Annotated in this window: 21 protein-coding genes; 8 read left to right on the top strand and 13 right to left on the bottom strand. The window is 50.9% G+C overall.

Annotated elements, in window-relative coordinates; translation table 11 throughout:
* Positions 1-22: 22 nt before the first annotated feature.
* The 5 genes from BUB38_RS12460 (at position 23) to BUB38_RS12440 (ending at position 7,753) form a co-directional block, all read left to right on the top strand.
* Complete coding sequence (locus tag BUB38_RS12460) at positions 23-2,371, top strand: MMPL family transporter (RefSeq protein WP_170932290.1); 2,349 nt, start codon at positions 23-25, stop codon at positions 2,369-2,371.
* Entirely contained in the window at positions 2,352-3,545 is a 1,194-nt protein-coding gene (locus BUB38_RS12455; protein ID WP_073161053.1) for a pyridoxal phosphate-dependent aminotransferase, read from the top strand. The genes BUB38_RS12460 and BUB38_RS12455 overlap by 20 nt, the downstream gene beginning before the upstream one ends.
* 98 nt (positions 3,546-3,643) lie before the next feature.
* Entirely contained in the window at positions 3,644-5,692 is a 2,049-nt protein-coding gene (locus BUB38_RS12450) for an ATP-binding cassette domain-containing protein (RefSeq protein ID WP_073161049.1), read from the top strand.
* Entirely contained in the window at positions 5,689-7,194 is a 1,506-nt protein-coding gene (locus tag BUB38_RS12445) for a serine/threonine-protein kinase (protein ID WP_073161046.1), read from the top strand. The genes BUB38_RS12450 and BUB38_RS12445 overlap by 4 nt, the downstream gene beginning before the upstream one ends.
* Positions 7,195-7,342: 148 nt before the next feature.
* Entirely contained in the window at positions 7,343-7,753 is a 411-nt protein-coding gene (locus BUB38_RS12440) for a YraN family protein (protein WP_073161043.1), read from the top strand.
* Between the two features lie 4 nt (positions 7,754-7,757).
* On the opposite strand, the gene BUB38_RS12435 is transcribed toward BUB38_RS12440, so the two are convergent.
* Positions 7,758-8,144 carry a hypothetical protein gene (locus tag BUB38_RS12435; RefSeq protein ID WP_139258440.1) on the bottom strand — a complete coding sequence of 129 codons (387 nt, stop codon included), beginning with the start codon at positions 8,142-8,144 and terminating at the stop codon, positions 7,758-7,760.
* A 92-nt stretch (positions 8,145-8,236) separates the two neighbouring features.
* On the opposite strand from BUB38_RS12435, the gene BUB38_RS12430 reads away from it, so the two are divergent.
* Positions 8,237-8,836, top strand: a complete 600-nt coding sequence (locus BUB38_RS12430; RefSeq protein ID WP_073161039.1) for an L-threonylcarbamoyladenylate synthase — start codon at positions 8,237-8,239, stop codon at positions 8,834-8,836.
* Positions 8,837-8,972: 136 nt separating this feature from the next.
* Here the strand turns inward: BUB38_RS12430 and BUB38_RS12425 are convergent, their stop codons facing one another.
* The 3 genes from BUB38_RS12425 to BUB38_RS12415 form a co-directional block, all read right to left on the bottom strand.
* Positions 8,973-9,263: a GIY-YIG nuclease family protein gene (locus BUB38_RS12425; protein ID WP_073161035.1), complete on the bottom strand. Its 291-nt coding sequence runs from the start codon at positions 9,261-9,263 to the stop codon at positions 8,973-8,975.
* 190 nt (positions 9,264-9,453) lie between these two features.
* On the bottom strand, positions 9,454-9,939 hold the full coding sequence (locus tag BUB38_RS12420) for a 3-hydroxyacyl-ACP dehydratase FabZ family protein (RefSeq protein WP_254794956.1): 486 nt from the start codon (positions 9,937-9,939) through the stop codon (positions 9,454-9,456).
* Positions 9,926-10,909: a UDP-3-O-acyl-N-acetylglucosamine deacetylase gene (locus BUB38_RS12415; protein WP_073161029.1), complete on the bottom strand. Its 984-nt coding sequence runs from the start codon at positions 10,907-10,909 to the stop codon at positions 9,926-9,928. The genes BUB38_RS12420 and BUB38_RS12415 overlap by 14 nt, the downstream gene beginning before the upstream one ends.
* A 210-nt stretch (positions 10,910-11,119) precedes the next feature.
* On the opposite strand from BUB38_RS12415, the gene BUB38_RS12410 reads away from it, so the two are divergent.
* Together BUB38_RS12410 and BUB38_RS12405 are read left to right on the top strand one after the other, a co-directional pair.
* Positions 11,120-12,505: a TrpB-like pyridoxal phosphate-dependent enzyme gene (locus BUB38_RS12410; RefSeq protein ID WP_073161025.1), complete on the top strand. Its 1,386-nt coding sequence runs from the start codon at positions 11,120-11,122 to the stop codon at positions 12,503-12,505.
* Between the two features lie 132 nt (positions 12,506-12,637).
* The gene (locus BUB38_RS12405; protein WP_073161022.1) at positions 12,638-13,402 is read left to right on the top strand and encodes a thioredoxin family protein; all 765 of its coding nucleotides are present in this window, start codon (positions 12,638-12,640) and stop codon (positions 13,400-13,402) included.
* Here BUB38_RS12405 and BUB38_RS12400 read toward each other — a convergent pair.
* From BUB38_RS12400 to BUB38_RS12360, 9 genes are all read right to left on the bottom strand, one after another.
* The gene (locus BUB38_RS12400) at positions 13,381-15,585 is read right to left on the bottom strand and encodes a DUF6055 domain-containing protein (RefSeq protein ID WP_139258439.1); all 2,205 of its coding nucleotides are present in this window, start codon (positions 15,583-15,585) and stop codon (positions 13,381-13,383) included. The two genes, BUB38_RS12405 and BUB38_RS12400, sit on opposite strands and share 22 nt — an antisense overlap.
* Positions 15,586-15,755: 170 nt before the next feature.
* Positions 15,756-16,508, bottom strand: coding sequence for a flavodoxin family protein (locus BUB38_RS12395; protein WP_073161016.1), 753 nt, complete (start codon positions 16,506-16,508; stop codon positions 15,756-15,758).
* 59 nt (positions 16,509-16,567) lie between these two features.
* On the bottom strand, positions 16,568-17,416 hold the full coding sequence (locus tag BUB38_RS12390) for a patatin-like phospholipase family protein (RefSeq protein ID WP_073161014.1): 849 nt from the start codon (positions 17,414-17,416) through the stop codon (positions 16,568-16,570).
* On the bottom strand, positions 17,413-18,144 hold the full coding sequence (locus BUB38_RS12385) for a lysophospholipid acyltransferase family protein (protein WP_254794955.1): 732 nt from the start codon (positions 18,142-18,144) through the stop codon (positions 17,413-17,415). The genes BUB38_RS12390 and BUB38_RS12385 overlap by 4 nt, the downstream gene beginning before the upstream one ends.
* A gap of 8 nt (positions 18,145-18,152) precedes the next feature.
* The gene (gene fabZ / locus BUB38_RS12380) at positions 18,153-18,605 is read right to left on the bottom strand and encodes a 3-hydroxyacyl-ACP dehydratase FabZ (protein ID WP_073161010.1); all 453 of its coding nucleotides are present in this window, start codon (positions 18,603-18,605) and stop codon (positions 18,153-18,155) included.
* Positions 18,602-19,333 (bottom strand): SDR family NAD(P)-dependent oxidoreductase, encoded by a 732-nt coding sequence (locus BUB38_RS12375; RefSeq protein WP_073161008.1) that lies wholly within the window; start codon positions 19,331-19,333, stop codon positions 18,602-18,604. Before BUB38_RS12375 ends, fabZ begins: the two co-directional genes overlap by 4 nt.
* Before the next feature lie 22 nt (positions 19,334-19,355).
* Positions 19,356-21,752 (bottom strand): beta-ketoacyl-[acyl-carrier-protein] synthase family protein, encoded by a 2,397-nt coding sequence (locus BUB38_RS12370; RefSeq protein ID WP_073161006.1) that lies wholly within the window; start codon positions 21,750-21,752, stop codon positions 19,356-19,358.
* Between the two features lie 28 nt (positions 21,753-21,780).
* A complete protein-coding gene (locus BUB38_RS12365; protein ID WP_073161004.1) occupies positions 21,781-22,023 on the bottom strand; it encodes an acyl carrier protein in 243 nt (80 codons plus the stop codon).
* 136 nt (positions 22,024-22,159) lie between these two features.
* Positions 22,160-23,056, bottom strand: a complete 897-nt coding sequence (locus BUB38_RS12360; protein WP_073161002.1) for a hypothetical protein — start codon at positions 23,054-23,056, stop codon at positions 22,160-22,162.
* Positions 23,057-23,062 lie beyond the last annotated feature (6 nt).

The raw sequence follows: 23,062 nt of genomic DNA, 5'->3' as shown, positions 1-23,062 counted from the left end.
GAATATCATCGTATCGTTGGTATTGGCCGCACTTTGTATCTATCCCATTAACCATTTGCGTTGGGAACTCCAGTTGCAGGATTCTCTGAAGGGAAATGAGGTACAACTAGATTATCAGGATATTGAAAATTCTTTTGGTGGATTAGGCAGCCTCACTATTGTCTTACAATCAAAAGACAGTTTGACGAATTTCAACCTGGCCCGTAATTTCGCCAGGGATTTCTCCAAGGACCCTCTGGTTCACTTTATTGAGTTTGCCGCCGACGAAAACTTTTTCAAGAAGAACCGCCTCCTGTATGCCAATGAAGACGAAGTTGCCGCTGTAGTCAACATGGTTGACAGTGTCAAAAACGCCCATTTCCGTAAAAGCAATCCCTTTCTAGTCGACCTTACTGAATCTGCAGATAGTGCAGGTGCAACTGCAGAAAAGGCTGATGGACTGGTAAAGCAGATTGAAGAAAAATACTTTAGGGAACTCCAACAGTCCCATGCCAACAATGATGGGACAATCCGTGTCATTGACATCTACCCCACCCATTCCCTGACCGACCTGCAGTCAAATCGCAATCTTTACAACCGAGCCAAAGCTTATCTTGACTCTGCAGCAAGCTCACGAAACATTGAAGTCTACTATACCGGAAAGATTTACAAGTCAATCAAGACCGGTAAGAAACTTCTGCCCGAGGCAAAATTCGCGGGGGGAATGGCTGTCATCATCCTCCTGGTGCTGTCCATGCTCCATTTCTATAGACGGCCCCAGTTGATCCTGATTTCTGGTTTGCCTATTGCACTTCCCACCATATTCATGTTCGGGATTGCCTACCTGTTTTTTGGAAGAATCAATCTGTTTACGTTAAACCTGGCCTTGATTTTGCCGGGCCACGCCATGCAAATACAGACGCACCTCCTGACCCGATTCTTCCAGGAACGTGACCAAAACTTAAGCCCCACCCTCAGTACCGAAAGTGCTATCCTGGGTATTATGCCTCCGGTTGCGGCCTCTTCGCTAATCATGGCAGCCCTGTTCCTTTCGCTGTTGCTGATTCCTCTGCCGGGTTTGCGGGAATTGGCAATCCTTGGAGCCATCGGAGTCTTGATGAACCTCTATATCTGCCCCCTTCTGGGTGTATCGCTGTTGCGCTTTGCCCAGCAGAAGAAGATGTTCAACATTGCCGAAATTTCCCGACACATTCCTCGACGTCTCAAGCTGTTCCCCAATAAGGTGAACTGGGCCATCATTGTATGCATCAGCATCCTCAGTAGCGCAGGCCTTTTGTACAGCGGCAACAACCTGGCCTTCCTTTACGATTTCAGGCAGACCGAAATGCAGTTGGATGAGCAGAAGGTGAACGCCCTGATCGAAGAGACCGGATTCTCCACCTTCGATCCAGTCATTGTGATGTTGCCGGACTCCTCATACAGTAGCAGCATCCAGGAAGACTTCAAACACCTGAAGGATCGTGGACAGATTCCCGACTTGGGAAGAATTTACACCCAGTACCAGTTCATGCCCAAGATGAGCAAGAACAAGAAAAATATGCTGGAACACCTGAAGGCGGAGCTGACTCCTCAGATTTTGTCTCGCTTGGCCACAGACGACAGTGTTTCTATCGTGGAGATGCTCTCTAACTATGAGAATGACATCCAGGAATTCAAACTTTCTGAAGATATCCGCCGCAAGTTCTCGGGCAAGGACGGTCAGTCCGGAGTATTTGCCTTTATCATCCCCTCTTCCGATCCTGACAATGGCCTGGCCTGCCGCCACATTAATGCTCAGCTCCAGAAGTTTGACGGCATCCAGGACAACAAATTCAAGGTCTGCGGAACCCCCATCCTTAGAGCAAACGTATTGGACCTGGTGCTCCAGAATGTCGACAAGTCCATTGTGCTTGGGATTATCATGCTTTGGTTCATTCTGCTGCTGTACTACAATAAATTGAGCCGAGCCTTCTTTACGGTACTCCCTTCCATGTTCTCTATGAGCTGGTTGACCATTCTTGTTCACGGTTGGGGAATCCATATTTCGTTCTACAGTTCCCTGGTATTCGTGCTGCTGATTGGGGTCAGTGTTGATGGTTCCTTGCAGCTCTGGTCATCCTATTACGAAAAGCAGAATGGAACCGCCTGGACCGTTCTGCGCGCAAAGCTTTCTTCAATCCTTACGGCACAGGGGGCCGGTTTTATCGGCTCTTTCGCCATGTTGCTTTCGTCCCACCCGGGTATTCGCAGCATGGGCATTATCAGTGCCATCGGATTGATTTGCATATTCATTTCACAGTTAACCATTTACCCCCTTATCGCAAGTACGCTGGATACTTACCGCGTCATCAAGAAATCAAGGCTCAGAAAAAATGAAACCTCTATCCACTAGAACTTTGAATATTGCCGCCAGTTTGACGGTCGCTATCGATACTTTGGCCAAGCAGATGATTGCTGATGGCAAGGACGTTGTCAGTCTGGGTGCCGGTGAACCGGATTTCCCTACACCGGAGCCTATCCGTGCTGCTGCTTGCAAGGCTATTGACGAGGGCAAGACCCGCTACACCGCACCTGTGGGCATTATGGAAGTCCGCAAGGCCGTGGCCAAGAAACTGAAAGATGAAAACGGTCTGGACTACAAGCCGGAACAGATCATCATGACTAGCGGTGCAAAGCATGCCGTGTTCAACTCCCTGGCTGCACTTGTGAATCCGGGTGACGAAGTGATCGTTCCCGCTCCTTACTGGGTCACTTACCCCGAACTGGTAAAGTGGCTTGGTGGTGTGCCCGTAATTGTACAAGCTACCAAGGAAGCCAAGTTCAAGATTACCGCAGAACAGCTCCGCGCCGCCATTACAGACAAGACCAAGGCAATCCTCCTGAATAACCCCTGCAACCCCACCGGAGCCGTGTACACCAAGGAAGAACTGGGTGAACTGGCCAAGGTAATCGTGGAAAAGGACATCTACTGCATTTCTGACGAAGTGTATGAATACTTCGTCTACGATACCGAATTTACAAGCGCCGCCGCCTTCCCCGGCATGGCTGAACGTACCATCGTCATTAACGGTTTCTCCAAGTCCCATTGCATGACCGGTTGGCGTATCGGTTACAACGCAGCCCCCGCCGACATCGCAAAGATCATCGGCAAAATCCAGGGACAGGCAACACACCACCCTAGCAACGTAGCGCAGTACGCCGCATTGGGCGCTCTTGAAATGGACAAGTCTAACGTAGAAGCCATGCAGGCTGCATTCCTGAAGCGTCGCAACTACATGCTGAAGCGTACCGCAGAAATCCTGCCGGTTCCCGCTCACGCACCGGAGGGCGCATTCTATCTGTTCGCTCCCGTGACCTGTTTCTACGGCAAGAAGACTCCCGAGGGTAAGGTCATTGGCGGTTCCGTTGAACTTTGCGAATACTTGCTGCAGTCTCAGGGCCTTGCCATTGTGCCGGGTGCCGCATTCGGTGACGATACCTGTGTTCGTTTCTCTTACGCAGCCAGTGACGAAACTTTGGAAAAGGCATGCGACCGCTTTATCGCCGGCCTGAAGGCTCTGGTTTAATTATGAATTACGAATTATGAATTATGAGATTCATCAAGATGGTTTTAGAACTATCTTAAAGTTTTGTAATTCATAATTCCTACCTTATAATTAGTTATATGCATTCCTTCCAGATCGTCACTCCTTCAGCCGACAAGCCCTTTACTATCGGCCGTAAGTCGGATAATTGCCTGGTGCTAGATAACCTGATGGTGTCTAGACAGCATGCGGTATTGGAGTGCGTTTCTGGCCAATGGACTTTGCGGAACCTGACCGAGAACAGCGTAACGCAGCTGAATGGTGCCGACGTTTCTGCACCGCTTCCCATTAAGGATGGCGATGTCATTCTTATCGGAACGCAGAAGTTGCAGGCCACCTTGAAGGATCGCCATCTGTCGTTACTGGTGATGGATGCCTTCAACAATTCTGAAACGGAACTGCCTGAAGGTATTTCCGTCGAGACGTCTGCGAGCGCCGCCCTGATCAACTTTACACAGAAGATGGTCTCCCCCCAGGGGAAAGTCCTTCGCTCCATACCCCTGAACGAAGGTGAAATTCTCAAGATTCCCGGTTATGAGCTGGAACTTTCGGAAGGCCGTGTCGCCTGCTTTAACGCCCCTCAGGGTTTTAGCGTCACCGCCCGCCAGCTGGATATTTTTGCAGGTAAAAAGCAGATTGTCCGCGACTTGAATTTCACGCTGCCCGCCGGCGAAATCATGGCTATTATCGGTCGTTCAGGCCAGGGAAAATCCACCCTCCTGCGACTGCTACAGGGCATTCACAGCTGTGGCGAAAAATCACAGGTCCGCATCGGAGGCCTGGATTACCGCAATGCAGAAATCCGCAAGCATATTGCATTCTTGGAGCAGGATCCGGAACTGCGCCGCGACCTGACAGTCCGCGAAACACTTCTGGATGGCGGACGCACCAGCATGAACCGCCATGAATTCAAGGCCAATGCCCAAAAACGCATGGAGCAGTTCTGTCAGCTTTTCGGTCTGACCGAACGCATGGACAATCTGGTAAAGACTCTGAGCGGAGGCGAACTCCGTCGTGTGGCCCTGGCCCGCGAACTCATGGGCAACCCGGGCCTTATCGTTCTCGATGAACCTCTTTCCGGATTGGATCCTTACAACGCCAAGATCCTCTGCACCCATCTGCAACAGCTTTCGTTCCTGGGGCACACGGTGATTCTTACCACCCATAGCTACGAAGCTTTGGACATCGCCAACAAGGTGCTGGTATTACATCACGGGGAACAAGGTTTTTATGGCACCCCCGCCGATGCCTTCCGCTATTTCAACACCAGGGATCCCGAAGAAATTCTTTCGGACCTGAACGACGAATCCGCCACCAACTGGAAGAACTCCTGGGAACGTAAGGCCCAGGATAATCAGGACGATTCTAACGGCGACGAGAGCGCCCATCCAAACATTTATTTCGTAAAGAATGAACTTGCCCCTGTGCTGTTCTACAAGATAGGTCTTACAGCAAAACAATGGTTCCGCGACCTGGGAAAGACCCTCACCTTGATTATTCAACCCCTGGTTATCGGTGGACTTTTCTCCCTGATTTTCTCGGAGCTGACTTCTCTTTGGATTGTAGCCTTCGCCGTCATCCTTTCGGCAAACTGGTTAGCCCTTTCCTTGTCGATCCGCGAAATTGTTCAGGAACGTCAGATTCTCCAGGGCGAGTTCCGTAAGGGCGTAAAGGTCCTGCCCACCCTGCTTTCAAAGGCCACCCTCCCCACCTTGGTGGCCTGGATTCAGACGCTTATCGTATACGCCTTCGTCAATTTCAGGATCGCTTCCCACGTTCCCGTGACAGCACTTTTGCTTACTACGGCAGCCATGGTCCTGCCAGCCGTCATGGTGGGCTTAATGGTGAGCGCCTTCTCCAGGAATTCCGGACAGGCAAACGCTACCCTCCCCTTGCTTATTATTCCCCAGGTAGCACTTGCCGGTGCGCTGGTTCCCCTAGATCAGATGCAGGCTCTTGGCCGCGCCCTGTCTACCGTAATCTGGTCCCGCTACAACCAAAATAGCCTTTTGAACCTACTTTTAGAGCGTCAAGACCCCGTTGTAAACATTGTTGCCGCCATCGCCATCGCCGTAGGTTTTTATATTGTGATGGCAATTAAACTTTTTAGATCCAAGAACGCAAAATGATCGCACCGCAGAAGCCAGAAGTATTTCCTCGTCCTTTTAACGCAAACTATGACCTCATTGGAACCTTGGGTAAAGGGGGCATGGGCAACGTCTACAAGGCCATGGACAAAAGGCTTAACCGCGAAGTAGCCTTCAAGATCTTGGACGCCTCCTCCGATGAAGAGGCCATCAAGCGTTTCTACATGGAAGCTCAGGCCATGAAGGAACTGGACCACCAGAACGTGGTTCATGTGTTCGACTTTGGTCAGCAGAACAACCAGCTGTTCATTTCCATGACTTATGTGGAAGGCACCAACCTTTCGGACATCCTCCACAACAAGGAACAGCTCTCCTTCGAGGCCATCGAAGTCATTATCCGCCAGATTGCCCGCGGCCTGCTCTACGCCCATAACAAGGGTATCGTTCACCGCGACATCAAGCCCTCCAACATCATGCTGACCCGCGACAACCGCGTGTACATCATGGATTTCGGCATCTCCTACATCCAGGAAATGGAAAAGGAACGCCTGACCCGCACCGGCATGACCATGGGTACCCCGGAATACATGAGCCCCGAACAGTGCCACGGTGACAGCGTCACCCTGCAGACCGATATCTACAGCATGGGCGTCATTCTTTATGAGATGACCTGCGGTCGCCTCCCCTTCGAAGGTGAAAAGCCCATCGAAATCGCCCTGAAGCACGTTCAGCAGCAGCCCCCTCCGCCGGAACAGTTCCGCAAGGATATGCCTGCAGGCCTCTCCAAGCTGATCCTCAAGTGCCTCAAGAAAAAGCTGAACGAACGCTTCCACGACATGCAGGAATTCCTGGATGCCTGTGACCAGGTGTTCACCACCGAACGCGATCGCCAGACTGGACGCATGGGAAACCAGACTCTGCTCCACAAGCACACCCAGTCCATCGCCGACATGGCCAACAAGATTTCGCCCAAGGCCCGCCTCTTGCAAAAGAAGCTCACCGCCCTGGCCGTGTTCATCTTCCCGCTGATCATCATGCTGCTGATCCTGCTGATGCTCACCCACAAGCCCGAAAGCACCCTCCGCGAACTGGAGTGGAACGACGCCATGGGCAACTACGAAACTAAGGCACTGGAAATCGACCAGAAGAAGGGATATCCGCTGGACAACCTTAAGGACAATGACCTGAAGACCGCCTGGCTGGCCCCCGTCCCCCAGAAGCCCCAGAATCCCGTTCTGACCCTTTACTTTGAAACCAACGCCGTGGTCACCCATTTCGGTATCGCCGTTGGCTACCAGAAGTCCGTGGACGACGCCTTCGGTGACCGCTTCCGCATTTTCAAGAAGCCCCGCACCCTGACCCTCGAAACCAAGGACGGTTTCAAGCAGAAGGTAAAGCTGGAAAACATCAAGGGTATGCAGTACCCCACCATCCAGGCCATGGAAACCACCGAACTGAAGATTTACCTGGACAACGTCCACGAAGGTGAAAACGCAGACTTCGCTGTTTCTGAAATCCGCCTGCTGGGAATGGAACTGCCCTAAGAGGCAAAGCCTCTACCGCCCGGGCAACGGGCAAAAATCGTCGACCTGAACACGAAACGTGTACAGGACATGCATTGACTATATGAAAGAGGGGTCGCGCAATTTCATTGCGCGGTTCGTTAAACTTTTAATAAAAAGAAGGTTATGCATGAACAAGACCGTACATTCTGACACACGCAAAAAAGGCAACGCCATCGAAGACCAGGCAGCCGCATTCCTGACCCGTAACGGTTATCAGGTGGTGGCCCGCAACTATGCCTACCGCGGAGGGGAACTGGACATTGTGGCAAAACAAGGCGAAACAATCGTCTTTGTAGAAGTCAAGTCCGTCTGGAATAATCAGCAGGGGAATCCCGCCGCCCGCGTGAACCGCCTAAAGCAGAAAAAGATCTGGCACACCGCCTGCCACTTTCTCCACTCTCACCCCCAGATTGCCCCCAGGGGTTTTGACCAGCCTTGTCGTTTTGATGTACTGAGTGCCAGGGTCTACCAGTCTCCCCTGCAATTTTCACACATTCAGAACGCCTTCGAAGGAACCCAGGTGGTTCCCCAATGTTAGCGCATTAAAGTTCGATGATCCATTCTCTGGAATCCGGTGTCTTGGAATAGACCGTCTTGCTAGACTTGGAACGTTCATCTATAACGGTAATTTCCATACCGATCAGGTGATTCTGGGTATCCCAATCCTTATGAACCACCGCCCTCTGGACAATTTCGTTGTTGATGGTCCATACCACGTTACAGTTCTCGATGGCTCCGATAGAAACCTCATAGTCACCGCCTTCCAGGTCATTGGCCATCAAGGTGCAGCGGGAATCAACAGCCACGTCCACCATATCTTCGGGATTTTCGCGCTGGATACTCCCCTTCAGAAGTACGTAGGAATAGAAGTCATCCCCCGCAGAAAAACATCCGGAAAGGAGGGCGGAAACAACCAGGAGAACAATCATAGAATAACGCATAGTGCAAAGATAGTCAACATGGACTATCCTTAAATAAATTTTTTTGAGCCAATTCAAGCTTTTTTGTGTAAATTCAGCACATGCGATTTGAAGTACATCCACAAAATCCTCAGGCCCGCATTGTTAAGCTGGCCGCCGCCGCCCTGGAAGACGACGGTCTTGTTCTGTACCCTACAGAATCCGGTTATGCTATCGGCTGTAACGCAGAATCCCCCAAGGCCATCCACAAACTTTATGCCTTGAAAAAGCCCATGAAGAAGTTCTTTATGGCCCTGATCATTCCCGATATCCGTGCCGCCACCGACTACGCCCGCATCGACAATTTCGCCTTCAACATCATGAAGCCCCGCGTACCCGGCCCCTTCACCTTTATTCTGCCCGCCGACCATCACATCGCCCGCCGCCTAGACGTAAAGCGCCCCGAAATCGGCGTGAGAATGCCCACCCACCCCTTCTTCAAGGAACTGTTCCAGCATTTCGACAAGCCCATCCTCAGCACCGCCGCCAAGCTCAGCGACGAAGACATCTACGAGCCCGACGAACTCTGGAAAACCTTCGAGCATTCCGTAGACATGATGGTGGACTGCGGCCCTATCGAAATCTGCCCCACCAACATCATCAGCCTGGTCAAACACGGCGAAGTGGAAATCATCCGCGGCGAGCTGGACCCGGAGATGTAGACTTCACGTCAACCATCGTCATCCCGAGCCTTCAATTATCGTCATTCTGAGAGCCGCAGGCTCGAAGAATCCATGACGAACCTTAAACGCATTTCGTCATTCTGAGAGCCACAGGCTCGAAGAATCCACGACGAACCTAGAACAAATTAAAATACAAATCCCTCCATGTTGGATTCATGCTTTCCAGCAATTCTATCTTGCGCACCCTTCTCCACCCTTTCAACACTTTTTCCCGTTCTATAGCAAAGCGGATATCATTATACACTTCGAAATATCCAAGCTTATCAACTCCATATTTCTGCGTAAAAACAGGAATTGCCTTGCTTTTGTGTTCGGAAACTCTGCGTTTCAGATCATTAGTAACACCAATATATAGTGTCCCATTTCGTTGACTAAAAAGTATATATGTGTAGCTATGTTTCTCCATAAAAACGAAGATACCAAAAAAGGACTGTCATTTGATGACAATCCTCTTTTTTACTTATGTACTGGATCCTTCAGGGCTACGCCCTTCAGGATGACGTAACGCCGTTAACGAACCAGCATTTCCGCGACACACTTTGACCACTTAGCACTTTAGTGCTTAGTGGGCATGATCCCCCTTGCGGGGAGAGCAATTAAACCATAGCTGCAGAAAATTCTGCTTCGGTCACCAGGTCTTCGCCGATGAACACCTGACCGGCATACTTGAAGATGCCGCGACGAGCCATGCGGAGGTCAGTGAGACGGACCTTCAGGATGATATCGGTAGGAGGAATCACAGCCTTGCGGAAGCGGCAGTTTTCCACACCCATGAAGGCGGGGCGCTTGCCAACAGTCTTATCTTCCATTGCGATCATGGTCAGGAGAGTTGCTGCCTGAGCCATGGATTCAATCTGGATCACGCCGGGCATCACCGGATTGCCGGGGAAATGGCCCTTGAAGAAGTCCTGTTCGCCAGTAACGTGCATACGGCCCACCAGAGAAGGGGGATTTTCTGCAGTGCCATCACCCATGTTCAATTCCAGGATTTCGTCAACGAAAGCAAAGGGGAACTTCTGGGGAAGAACTTCGTGGCAAACATCTTCGCCGTAGAGAACGCCTTCTTTATCAGATTTTTTCAAAGAGTCCAGCAGAGACATAAGGTATTAACTTCTCCATGATTTGTCGGTGAGAAACGTGCCCACCGTTGGTGATTTCAATCCGCACCTTGGGGAGTGCAGGACAAATGAATGTTATATCGCCAATTAAATCTAGTATTTTATGCATGGCAGGTTCATTGGCGACACGGAAATTTTCGTTGCAGGGGCATCCTGCGGAGGCTTTTGCGTCTAAAAGAAGTCCGCAGCTTTCATCTACGCCTTTTAATAGACCGTTGGACCGCGCAGCGTCAAGTTCTAACTGAGAAATAAACGTGCGGGCCATAAAAATCTGAAACAGGTTCTCTGGAGAATAAAGGCTAACCGATGCGGCCGACTGCAAGTCGCAGGTGTCACCGCGGGCCACACTGCGGTCCAGAACGTACTCCACCTCGAAAGTTTCTGCAGGCATGATACGTACATGGCCATAGGTTCGCGGATTATCACCCGACGTTTTCAAATCCCAGTTAGCGTTTACCGGGGCATCGTAAAAAACAAGTTCTTCAGGCTCCCCCGCAGCTCGGCGCAGGCCATAGAAAAACGGTGCAGCAGAACCATCCATCAAGGGAAGTTCTGCAACCTTCGCGGCGGACTTGCCGTCTGCTCCACAATTCACATCGGCTCCGCTCACGATATTCACGTTAAAGCGGCGGTGGGGCCACATCAGAAAAACAGGAGCCAGATGTTCCGGGCTGGCCATAGCACCGCAGTTCAAACCGACAGCATGGGCACGAGCCTCGTCGTCGTAGGTGTAGATGGCTGTACGGGCAGCTTCAAACTTCAAGTCAGAAAAAATCTTGCAAAGATCCGTGCGGTAGACTTCCTTACCATCTACGCTCCAGACCACTCGGGGCTTGTGTGTAGGATCCCTTTCCAGAACGTCCACCGTCACCATGGCGTTCTTGTAGCTCAGCGACGGAGACTTAAATTCGTAATGCTGTGAATTGGTCGTCATAACTTTGGGCAAAGATAGTATAACTTTCCATACCTTGTGATTTGCCTTTTGTCAGTAGCATCTTTAGTGCGGTTTTCGCATTTTCAACGATGTTTTTACAAGGTTTGCGTTTTACATCCGTCTTTTTTTGTGTAAATTTAAGGCGAACTTTTTTTGATTTTTCAAAAACGGGCTTTGCCCGACCAAGCTTTACAAACCAAAAGGAATAATATGCGTAATTGCTCCTCTCTTAAGATTGATGGTCCTTGCAAGATCTACCTCGAAGAATCCGAACTTCCGAAGCAGTGGTACAACGTCCGTGCCGACATGAAGAAGAAGCCGGCACCGCTCCTGAACCCGGGTACCGGTAAGCCCATGACTGCCGCCGAACTGGAAGGCGTGTTCTGCTCCGAACTGGTCAAGCAGGAACTGGACAACGATACCGCATATATCGACATTCCTCAGGACATCCAGACTTTCTACAAGATGTACCGCCCGTCTCCGCTGGTCCGCGCCTACTTCCTGGAACAGGCCCTCGGCACTCCGGCTCACATCTACTATAAGTTCGAAGGTAACAACACCAGCGGCAGCCACAAGCTGAACTCCGCTATCGCCCAGGCCTACTACGCCAAGCAGCAGGGCCTTAAGGGCGTGACCACCGAAACTGGTGCAGGCCAGTGGGGTACCGCTCTTTCCATGGCTTCCGCCTTCTTCGGCATTGACTGCCAGGTTTACATGGTGAAGTGCTCCTACGAACAGAAGCCTTTCCGTCGCGAAGTGATGCGCACCTACGGCGCTTCTGTCACCCCGTCTCCTTCCATGAACACCAACGTTGGCCGCAAGATCAACGAAGAATTCCCGGGCACCACTGGTTCTCTGGGTTGCGCTATTTCTGAAGCTGTTGAAGCAGCCGTTACTCAGGAAGGCTACCGCTATGTTCTGGGTTCCGTGCTGAACCAGGTTCTGCTGCACCAGTCCGTGATCGGCCTGGAAGCTCAGGCTGCATTCAAGAAGATCGGTGTGAAGCCGGACCTGATCATCGGCTGCGCAGGTGGTGGTTCTAACCTTGGTGGTCTTATCTCCCCGTTCATGGGCGAAAAGCTCCGCGGCGAAGCTGACTACGATATTCTGGCAATCGAACCTGCAAGCTGCCCCAGCCTTACCCGCGGTAAGTACGCTTACGACTTCTGCGATACGGGTAAGGTTTGCCCGCTGGCCAAGATGTACACTCTGGGCTCCAGCTTCATTCCGTCTGCAAACCACGCTGGTGGTCTGCGTTACCACGGCATGAGCTCTGTCCTTTCTGAACTCTACGATCAGGGCCTCATGCGCGCTGCTTCCGTAGAACAGACAAAGGTGTTCGAAGCTGCTAAGCTCTTCGCTCAGACCGAAGGTATCCTGCCGGCTCCGGAATCCAGCCACGCTATCCGCGCTACTATCGACGAAGCTCTCAAGTGCAAGGAAACTGGCGAACAGAAGAACATCCTCTTCGGCCTCACCGGTACTGGCTACTTCGACATGGTGGCTTACCAGAAGTTCAACGACGGCGAAATGAATGACTACATCCCCACCGATGCAGACATCGCAGCAAGCCTCGCCAAGCTCCCGCAGGTCTAATAGCGGAAAGCAGAAAGGTTAAAGCGTAAAGAAATTTCTTTAATATTTATCCTTTAAACTTCAACCTAAATCTCGTGGGTTCCCTACGAGATTTTTTCTATTTTATCGTTTATAAAAAAGGAAGGCCTTACAATGAACTTTAAGAAAATTTTAGCACTTTCAGTTGCATTGATTTTTTCTGCAGCCCAGGCTGAAGATGTCATCAAGATCGTCCGTGTGGATGACAATAATTTCGAAAAGGAAATTCTCCATACCGACAAACCTACCATCCTGGATGTATTCTCTTCCAGCTGCCCGCCTTGTTTGATCATGATTCCGACCCTCATCGATATCGCAAAGAAGTATCCCGATGTTAAGGTGGCTTCCGTGGGCTTTGATGAACCTAACGTTCAAAAGATCAAGAATACCTTGCCTATCCAGGCCTTCCCCACTTTCTTCTTGATTAAGGATGGCCGAGTCATCAACCGTATCCAGGGTGCCGCCAGCGAAGCGGATTTGCTCGCAGCTCTTCAGTATACTCCTAAGGCCCAGCCCGCAGCAAAGCCAGCCAAGGCAAAGAAAAAGACCGGCACCCAGAAGTTGAGCTGCTCCGCCAACGGCCAGTTTGGAGGCCTTCAGAACCATGTGACGATGACCCTTGTAATTACCGATGACCATATCGATAACGTCGACCTGGTTACCGACGTTTTTGTTCCGCCTGAAATGGACAGCCGTCGTGATCATATAAAGCAAATGTTTATTCAAAGCGGTAAGGGTACTGTAGAAGAAACGATTACCGGCTTTAGACTCCACACTGCAAATGAAAGCCCCTTTATCAAGGCAATGAATATGCAGCGCAAGTCCAGCTATGCCGAAATGAAGGCTGGCCTGGAACTTCAGGGCTTCAAGTGTAAGTAATTAAATTTGCGCCCTTTTAACTTACGGCCCATGGCATCGAACTTGCCTTGGGTCTTTTTTATTATTGTCGGGCGCACGCGATTGGCAATTCCTGTGGGATCCTTATTTTCGACAAGTTCCTTATCTTCGTCAATGGTGTACCACTTTGAAATTTCGGGGAGTTGGGTAGCATCTTCGGGAGCCTGGGTACGGCCTGCTCCATAAACGGGATCGCTGAGCATACCGTCATCCACCATTCCGTAGAATACGCCAGAAGTCAGTTCCTTGGTAAAGTTGTTTTCAAGGTCTCCACGGAGTTGTGCGGTTCCGCTTAGCTTCTTGCTTGCCACCGCCCACATGACGCCATAAACTTGGGCATCATCTGCGATGGTAGAATTCACGATAATAGAAAGTGCGCCCACCTTGGCGTTGCCAGAAACGCTACCGCTAACTAGCCAAGCGTCGTCCGTCAATCTAGCGTTATCGCTGATGGTTCCCGAAGACACCAGGGCGCGTCTAGAAACAACCGCATTTCCGCTGATGGTCCCGCCGTTAACAACAGCGTAATCTTCAATGCGGGCTTCACCGCTAACGGTTCCCCCGTTGACAACTGCATCGGGGCCTACGTAGGCGGTTGCAGCCACCTTTGCCTTGGAGCTTACCCAGCCTCCGCCATTGGAATGCCTTGTATAGTTAGCGGTACTTGTCGGCGTCCAAGCCCCATCCTCATAACCTTCCGGTTTGCCGTTTTCAACACGGACCATGTAGGGGTATCTGTAGATGGTGTAGTAAAACTGGTCCCAGGTAACGGTGTAAAGGTCCTTGGGAGTAGCTGTCACCGCAAGCCAAAGGGCCTTGTCGTTTGCCTTGGTCTCGATGCTCAGATTGAACGCCGTTCCCGACTTCATTTCACTGTAACGGGGCGTTCCGTCGGAGCCTTCGGCCACCAGTCCCACAGTCCAGCTGGAGCCAGGGTCGGGCATAATTTCAGGTGACAGGTTGCAGAGATTTTTTTGCACCCACTTGTTCTGGGCATCGGACCATTCCCACACAGTTTCGGTTCCCAGGCAACCAAATTCAGACGACGGTTTAGAAGCCTGCACAATGCCGCGGAACTTGACGGTTACCTTTCCTGCGGAGTTGGGATAGATTCGCACCAGGTTGTAGCCGAAACGTTGCGGAGCCCAGTAACTGGGTACTTGATAGAAACTATCCACTTCATCCAACATGGTAACACGGCTGTGTCTGCGGTAGATGTCGCCGGAGCCTGTGGTGCGGCGGGTGGCGAATTCGTAGTCTCCCCAGGTCTTTTGGTACAGCGCCTTTTTTGCCCCGGCATATTCCAGGGTGGCGTTCTTCATGGCGAACTTGCCGAACTGGGCAGTCAAATCTTCGTAAGTCCAGTCGTAGGCGCCAATCATGGCGCTAAAGGGCGTCTGGGAGGAGTAGCCAATTTCGCCATCGTCGATCTTATCCATCCACATGCGGTTCACCATCTGCACGCCTTTCCAGCCTCCGCCAAATTCCTCTTTCAGATGTTCCATGAACTGCCAGTTGCAATAGCGGTCGCGGGAACTTCCATAATACAAGTACGGAAAGTTGATCAGCGCCTCGGAACAGTAGTGGGCGTCAGTGGGGTTCACCTGATGGGCCATCCAGTTGGCGTGGGATTCGCAGATCCAGCCGGCGGTGGCGTTGGAACCCATCCATCCGGCAACGCTCTGCAGGCCGTGGGCGTATTCGTGTGCCAGACCCCACAGGTCCTTGAAGGCTCCAGAACCTAGCCAGAGACCCGGGGAGCATTCGTCCTTCCCTGCCCCGTTCTTCACGCAGGCTTCCGTGTTGCCGCCGCCGTAAAGGGCCGCCATCTTGGAATCCTCGAAAAGGTAGGCCACACTCTTCAGTTTTTCATTGGCGTTGCTGGGCTGGGGGTACATCCACTTTGCGGAATCGTGGTAAACCGAGAAAATGTGCTCCAGAGTGTTCAAGGCGTTCTGCGCAGTGGAATTATCCAAGGTGGCATTGTTGGCGGAGCCATCGTCGTGAGTCGCCTTCTTGCAGATTTCAAAATGGTCTGAGCTTGCCAAAAGTGTGTGACCCGCCGATGCACAAACCGGTTTCCAGGTAACGGCCGAGAAGGCGGTCCCCACTCCAACGAAACTTATAAGGCTAGCGGTTACCGCCAGCGATTTAAATCCAATCATAAACACTCCTTAATAACCAATCATCCCTAATTGGCCTACTTTGGAATATAAATTCTTAACTAAAAAAAGGGCCTGGACCTCGGGGCGACAAGCGCTAATTGTGTTTAAATCCGTGTAAAAAATCCCGCCTTTTAAAGCGGGACATAAACGATTCATAAAGCGGAATTTTTCTAGAAGTTGTCGTCGCGATCGAACATGTGGGTCACAAACTGCACCACCAGTTCCTTGTAGACTTCTTCACTGAACATGGGCTTTTGCAGCAAGTCGATGGTTTCCTTGGAAAGGGCACCAGTCTTTGCCAGTTCCAGACCGCCCTTCTTGTACTTGGCTCGAAGCATGTTCAGGCGACGTTCGCCGCCACGATGGTGCAGTGCGCGCATCTGAGGGCAAGCCACCAGGGTGTAACCATCAGCACCCAGAATGATGTTGAACTGTTTGATGATGGGTTCATAAACAACATCCAGATCGCACCAGGCACAGCTCGAAAGCAAGATGATCTTCTGGCCGGGCTTCTGATTTTGCAAGCCATGCATAGGCTTGTTCATCGCGTCGGGATCATCCAGTTTCTGTCCCATATAAGGGTGAACCATACCCACAATACGGTCCATCAAGCACTTCATCTGGCCAGGAACGCCAAACAGGTAAAGGGGGAAACTCCAGATGACGATGTCAGCCTCTTCCAACTTCTTGCGAATCATGGGAACGTCATCGTCCTTCATAAAGCAGCTGCCATCGGGGCGACCCCAGCAACTAAGGCAACCGCGGCATGGCTTAATGTTCATGCGATCGATGTAGATGTATTCGCTTTCGAATTCACCACCTTCAAGCATGCCCTCAACAAAGGCATTGGTCGGAACAAGGGTTCCGCTCCGTTCATTCTTGGGGCTAGCCACCATTACAAGCACTTTCTTCTTATCGGACACTTTTCTATTCCTAATGTTTATGAGGTAGCGAATTTAAAACTTCTAACTTTTTTGCACAATCAGATTTGTAAAAATGCTTTCAGCTCATCCATGCGGCGCTTGGCGTATTCAACACCATGGTCGTAAGATTCGTTCATCTTTCCCATGTCGCAATCAAACTGGTCGCACAAGTCGATTTCGGGGCGAATCAGGAATAGCTTGCCCTGCTTTTCAAGCTTTTCCATTTCCAGGAACATCCTGTCGTAACGCTTCAGGCGAACCATCAGGGCGCGGAACAAGTCGGGATACTTGCGCTTATACATCGGGTTCAGCACTGCACGATACTTGCGGAAATCCGTTACCGCCTCGCCAGGGTAATGGGTCGAAAGGGCCACCACCTTGTCGCAACCTTTTTCGAAGGCTCGTTCAAAAGGAACCGGCACCGTAATGCATCCGTCGGCGTAATGCTTATCGCCAATGGGCGCCATGGGGAAAAGCATAGGCAAGGCACAGCTGGCACTGATCAAATCCAGCAAGCGCTTCTTGTCGTTCTTTTCGGACATGAATTCTGCACGGCCGGTTTCGCAGCAAGTCAAGCCAATTTCGCACTCGACTTTCGAATTGGAATAGGCTTCGAAATCCAGAGGCATCTTGCCGTCGGCGGCATCGTAATTCAAGGCGTAGTATTCCTTGTGGATGCCAATATATTTGTTAGCCCACTTATGACCATTCTGCAGACGGGTAGGCAGCATGATAAAGCGCAGACGGCCCTGCTGGCGGGTGATGTAGTTTAAAGCGGCGTGGGCGCCGGCCGAAACTCCAGCCACGTAAGAAAAGCAATCTATGCCTTCGTCCATCCAGGTGTCAAGCACACCGGCGCTGAACATAGTCTGACGGGAACCGCCTTCTAGAACAAGACCGAACTTCACTTTGACACCTCTGCACTTTTAGCCGCATTTTCTGCTGTCACTTCTTCAGGCGTTTCTTCGGGGGGCGGCAGGATTTCGTTTACGTTCCTACCCTGAGCCTGCTGCTTCAGCTTCCAGACCTTCTGACGGAAGTATTCGCTGCGTTCCGCCAGGTGCTGGGAAGAAGGAATTCCCTTCACACGTTCAATCTTTTCTTCTCCGCCAAAGACCAGCGCAGTGCGATGCCCACGCTTATAAGTACCGTCATGACCGACGCACACAACAGGCACGCCTGTGCTGCGGGCCAGGAACGCAAAGCCCGACTTGAATTCGTTCATCAAGCCATCTTCGCGGCACTTGCCTTCGGGGAAAATAATGACGGACTTACCGGCTTCCAGGTTTTTCTTGGCGATCAAGGCCCATTCTGTGTCCAGATTGTAGCGGTCACAGGGAATCACATGGACGCGGGTCAAAATCCAGTGGAAGCACTTCATCTCGAACCAGTCCTTGGCCACCACGATGTTCCTGTTCTTGAAAATCAGTGAAAGGAGCATGATCGGGTCGCAAGGAGAACAATGGTTCGCGATAATGATTCGCGGTTCCTTGAACTTATAAGATTGAACCGAAGGATCGGTAAAAGTAACCTTGGGGCGGAATACAATAAAGAAGTATGCTCGAACCGAGTAGATGACCGTCCATACAGCAAGCTGCATAAACGGTTCCGCCAACAACTTTAGGATGCGTTTCAATTCCAGACCTACTTACCCAAGGAGTCCTTGGGAATGGTGGTAAAGGTAAGACTGCCCTTGGCGTGAAGATTTCCGTTTACCTTGACCACACAGTCAAAGCCAACAATAATGCCACCACCCTTGGTCTTGTTCACGGCAATTTCAAGCTGGTCGCCGGGAATCACAGGCTTCACGAACTTGAAACCGTCAATCTTCAGCAACACATACAGCTTGTCATCCAGATCTTCGGGCTTTTTTTCAATCACCAGGGAGCAGAGCTGAGCGCAGGATTCCACAATAAGCACTCCCGGCATAATGGGGGTGCCCGGGAAATGACCCATGAAGTAGGGTTCATTGACGCTAACGTTCTTGATGCCCACAGCAGATTCGTTGGGAACCAGTTCCGTCACCTTCTCGATCATCTGGAAAGGCGGACGCTGGGCGATCTTTTCGCTAATTTCAAAAATATTCATGGAACTCATAGAGAGAGACCTCCATCCAGCACAAATACCTGGCCGGTTACATAGGAGAACTGGTCAGAAGCAAGAGCCGAAACCATGTTGGCCACGTCTTCGGGGGTACCAAAACGCTTCAGGGGGATATTCTTGAGGTAACCTTCGCGGGTTTCTTCGGGAATGGCCTCGATCATGTCGGTAGCGATAAAGCCCGGAGCAATGGCATTCACGCGAATGCCCCAGCCACCCAGTTCCTTGGCAAGAGTCTGGGTCATGGAGTTTACTGCACCCTTGGTGGCACTATAGACGCTCTGGCCGGGCAAGGCGAACTTGGAGCTGACCGAAGACATATTGATGATGACGCCGGACTTCTGCTTGAACATCTTGAGGCCCACAGTCTGAGCGCAGTAAAGGTAGCCCTTCACGTTCAGGTCGAAGCACTTGTCCAGGGTTTCCTGGCTGATTTCAAGCAGGTACTGATCGCGGACGATACCGGCATTGTTCACAAGCACATCGATGCGGCCATAAGCCTTAAACACATCACGGACCATGGCCTTTACCTGGGCCAGATCGGCAACGTTAGCCTTATACACCATGCCGTCGCCACCTTCGGCCTTGATCAAGTCAAGGGTTTCGGCAGCAGCTTCGTCGGAACTGGAGTAGTTCACCACAACGGTGAAACCATCGCGGGCCAAGCGCAGGGCGCAAGCCTTACCGATACCTTTCGATGCACCTGTAACAATCGCAACCTTCATCAATATCTCCTTCTCAAGTAAATTACTTACCGAATACTACGGCGCTATAGGAGCCGCCTGTAGCAAAGGCAACCACCAAAATCTTCTTAAGACCAGCTGCGTCAACGTTCTTCCTGGAAACGGATCCGTCCTTGGCCACGAAGTAGGCATTGTCGCTTTCCATTTCGCCAGAAAGCAGCAGGGCGGCTTCGGCGGCAGCCAAAGTGGCAGAAGCGGCACGGCCTTCGCCAACGCGTTCCTTCACTTCGAACAGGGGAAGAGTTTCCAGCTTATCGCCAAATACGCGGGCCAGGGATTCCTTTTCAATGTCATCCACTGTCTTGAAACCGTCGGCAAAACCGCAAACGGCGTCAATGTCAGCCACAGCGAGGCCAGCATCCTTAAGGGCATCGTTAATGGCGTTGTCCAAAGCTTCGCCAGAACCGGCAACCTTACCGAACTTCACGTTCTTACGGCCATTGCCGTAACCCAGGGCGTAGCAGTAAACCTTGGCGTCGCGAGCCTTGGCATATTCCTCAGTTTCCATCATAATAGAAACGGAACCGTCGCCAACCACGAAACCTTCTGCGTTGTCGAAGGGAGCCACGACCTTATCGGCGGCCACATTCAACTTCTGGGCAAATTCAGTAATAATGGGCAGGTTTTCGTCGGAACCGGTAGCCATCATGGCGCTTTCCTGACCGTCATAAATAACGCCCATGGAGTATCCGATGCTATCGAGACCAGAAACAGGACCCGTCGTAATGGTCACGCCGTAGCCCTTGATGCCGGAGCAGATGGAAAGGTAACCACCTGCGGCATTGTAAACGGTATGGGGGAACTTGAAAGCACTGCCGTTGGCATTGCCCTGTTCCGCAATCAATTCTTCAAAATCATAAGTTGCACCCAGGCCACCTTCGCTGGTACCTACGATAATGCCCACGTCCTTGGCATTGTCATCGGTAACGGTGAAGTTTGCGTCCTGGAGAGCGCGCATGCCGGAAACGGTCTGGAGTTGACCCAGATTATCCAACTTGCGGTAGAATGCCATCTTGATTCCCAATTCCTTGTAGTCATCGTTGGTGATGGTGGAATGGACAGAGGCACTTTCGGGCTTGGCATCGTTCTTGACAGCATCCAGGTAAGCCTGCTTGGAATTACCCAGGGGGCTTACGATACCGATACCGGTAACGGCAATCTTCTTGCCCTTTGCCGGCTGCTTTACTACATCGCCAGCCATCTTACTAAAGACAATGCTTGCGTTGGTGCCACCGAATGCCACGTTATTGCTCATAACGCAGTTCAGTTCCTTGGACTTGGGGGTGTTCTGCACAAAGTCCATCTGACCGACCTTGGCCTTGAGGGCTTCAGAATCTTCGGCAGTATAATGGAGTGTGGGAAGAACGGTATTTGTGGTAAGAGCCTTAATGCTAAAGACGGCTTCGATAGCACCTGCGGCACCCAGGCAATGACCAGTCATCACCTTGGTAGAACTTACACTAATAGTGGGATTTTCTTCGGCAAAGAACTTGCCAAAGGCGTTGATTTCGGCATTATCATTCTTGCCGGTACCAGTACCATGGGCATTCAGATAGCCAATGTCAGACTTCTTGATACCAGAATTCTTGACAGCGCGACTCATGGCTTCGGTCAGGCACAGTCCATCTTCACGGGGGGCGGTAATGTGATGGGCATCACTTGTCACGCCAGAACCCAGCACTTCGCAATACTGCTTGGCACCGCGCTTCTGGGCATGTTCGTAAGATTCCACAACTACGATGCCGGCGCCTTCACCCAGAGTAATACCATTACAATGGTTAAAGGGAGAGCAACCGTTTTCGTCAAGTGCGTGGAGCGAAAGGAAGCCGGAATAAGGCACTGCGGCAAAGGAATCTGCACCACCTGCGATCACCACGTCGGCACGACCGGCACGAATCAAGTCGCAAGCCAGGGCGATAGAGATGGTACCTGCAGCACATGCATTTGCCACGTTGGTCACGATGCCGCCAGCTCCACAAGTTTCAGCAACCTGGGATGCGATGGAAGCGATGGGCATCTTGGGAATATCAGCAGCCGGGCGGCCATTCTGGTGGTAATGTTCCACGCTAATGACACCACCCACGCAGCTACCGATGATCACGGCGACACGCTGGTCGTCGCCAAAATTTCCGAGATTGGCATCTTTTAGAGCTTCATTTGCCGCCTTAATGCAAAGTTTGGAGGCGCGATCCTTTTCTTCGGGAGCATCAATTGCATCCAGGGAGTCGCAATTCACTTCTGCGGCAAGATCTGCATAGCAGTTCTTGGTATCTACAGAGGTGGTCTTATGAATACCCGAAACAGAATTTAGGGCATTTTTCCAAGTTTCTTCAACATTGTTACCGATGGCACAAATAACGCCAAGACCGGTAACGACACAGCGGCAGTCATTAGAAGTCATAAAAGATAAATCCGAAAATCAGATTGAATTACTTGTGGGATTCAATAAAGTCAGCAATGGTATCGATGCTCTGGAAGGGTTCCTTACCCACGCCAGTCATAGAAACACCAAAGGTGCTGTCAACGAAGGAGATGATTTCCAGGGAGTCGACGGAATCCAGGCCGATTTCTTCACCGAAAAGCGGGGTGTCATAGTTCAGAACGTCACCATCCACACCCAGATCAGACATAAAGAATGCCTTCAACTTGCTCTTAACTTCTTCATTAGCCATGCTAATCCTCTCTTTTTTTATGGTTTAATTTTTTTTGGCACAAAGATACAAAAATCTTTCTTCAAAAAATCCCCAAAAAGGCTGCGTGGTGCATGAATGGGCCATTTTGGCGTATGAATGAAGAAAAAAATGAATTTTAGCGTGATTTTCGTCCTAAATTTTTGAAATCCGGAGTCAATTTTACACAATTTGTGTCCTTGGGAACCCCTCGATAAAGGGATAATTCCACGTTAAAAACACCTTTTGTGCTGGCCGCAACCTGCCAACGGCTCCCTGCCGGACATTCTCCCAGGGGTATTTTAGATACGGCACTAAAACGGGTTGCAGTTACCTTCATGTCAAATGCGTCTGTAGACAGGGAATCTGTCATTTTTAAGGCAGCCGGACCTCCAATAGTCTTATTCTTGCCAAAATAGGCTTTCTGGGCATCGATATAGGCCAGGGCTTTCAGCTGCATATCTTCCAGATTTCCCTCAACGGAATTGGAGATAACTCGCTGATGACAGGTAGAAATTCCCAAACAGAGTATAATAAGTGTTATAATGATGGCAACAGGAAACGCTAACTTTTTTAAGGGAACGTTGCCGATGGTTTCGAGAACTTGTCGCGGGTTAACCCTTTCTCCTTCGTCGTCACCTTCCCCATTTTCCCATTTTAGCAACTTGAGGGCCACCAGAATGTGGACAAATTGCCTCGGCAAGGCAAGACCGATTAAGGCAATTGCCAACAGGGCGATTGATAAGGCTAACAAAATGGCCAGCGCCGTATCTGCTGCAGGCAAAATATCCTGAACTTCTTTCAGAAGACCTAAAAGCTGTTTGTCTTCTGCAAAGTTGTTAGAGGCGAATCGCCCTGTAAAATTATTATAGCGTGCAAGACCCAAAGTCACTGCATCATTCGCCATAACAAGAACCGCTGCAAGAACCCGCTGAATAAACAGCATCAACATGCCGGCAAAGGCGATTACGGCGGCCACCAACCGCCCCGTTCTTACAGCGGTCAACCCGTAGTTTATCTCTTTCTTTTCACTCATTTGTCC

This window comes from Fibrobacter sp. UWH5, assembly GCF_900142505.1.
GTDB lineage: Bacteria > Fibrobacterota > Fibrobacteria > Fibrobacterales > Fibrobacteraceae > Fibrobacter.
Note: the sequence above shows the minus strand (reverse complement) of the source record. Positions and strands in the feature narration are given on the sequence as shown.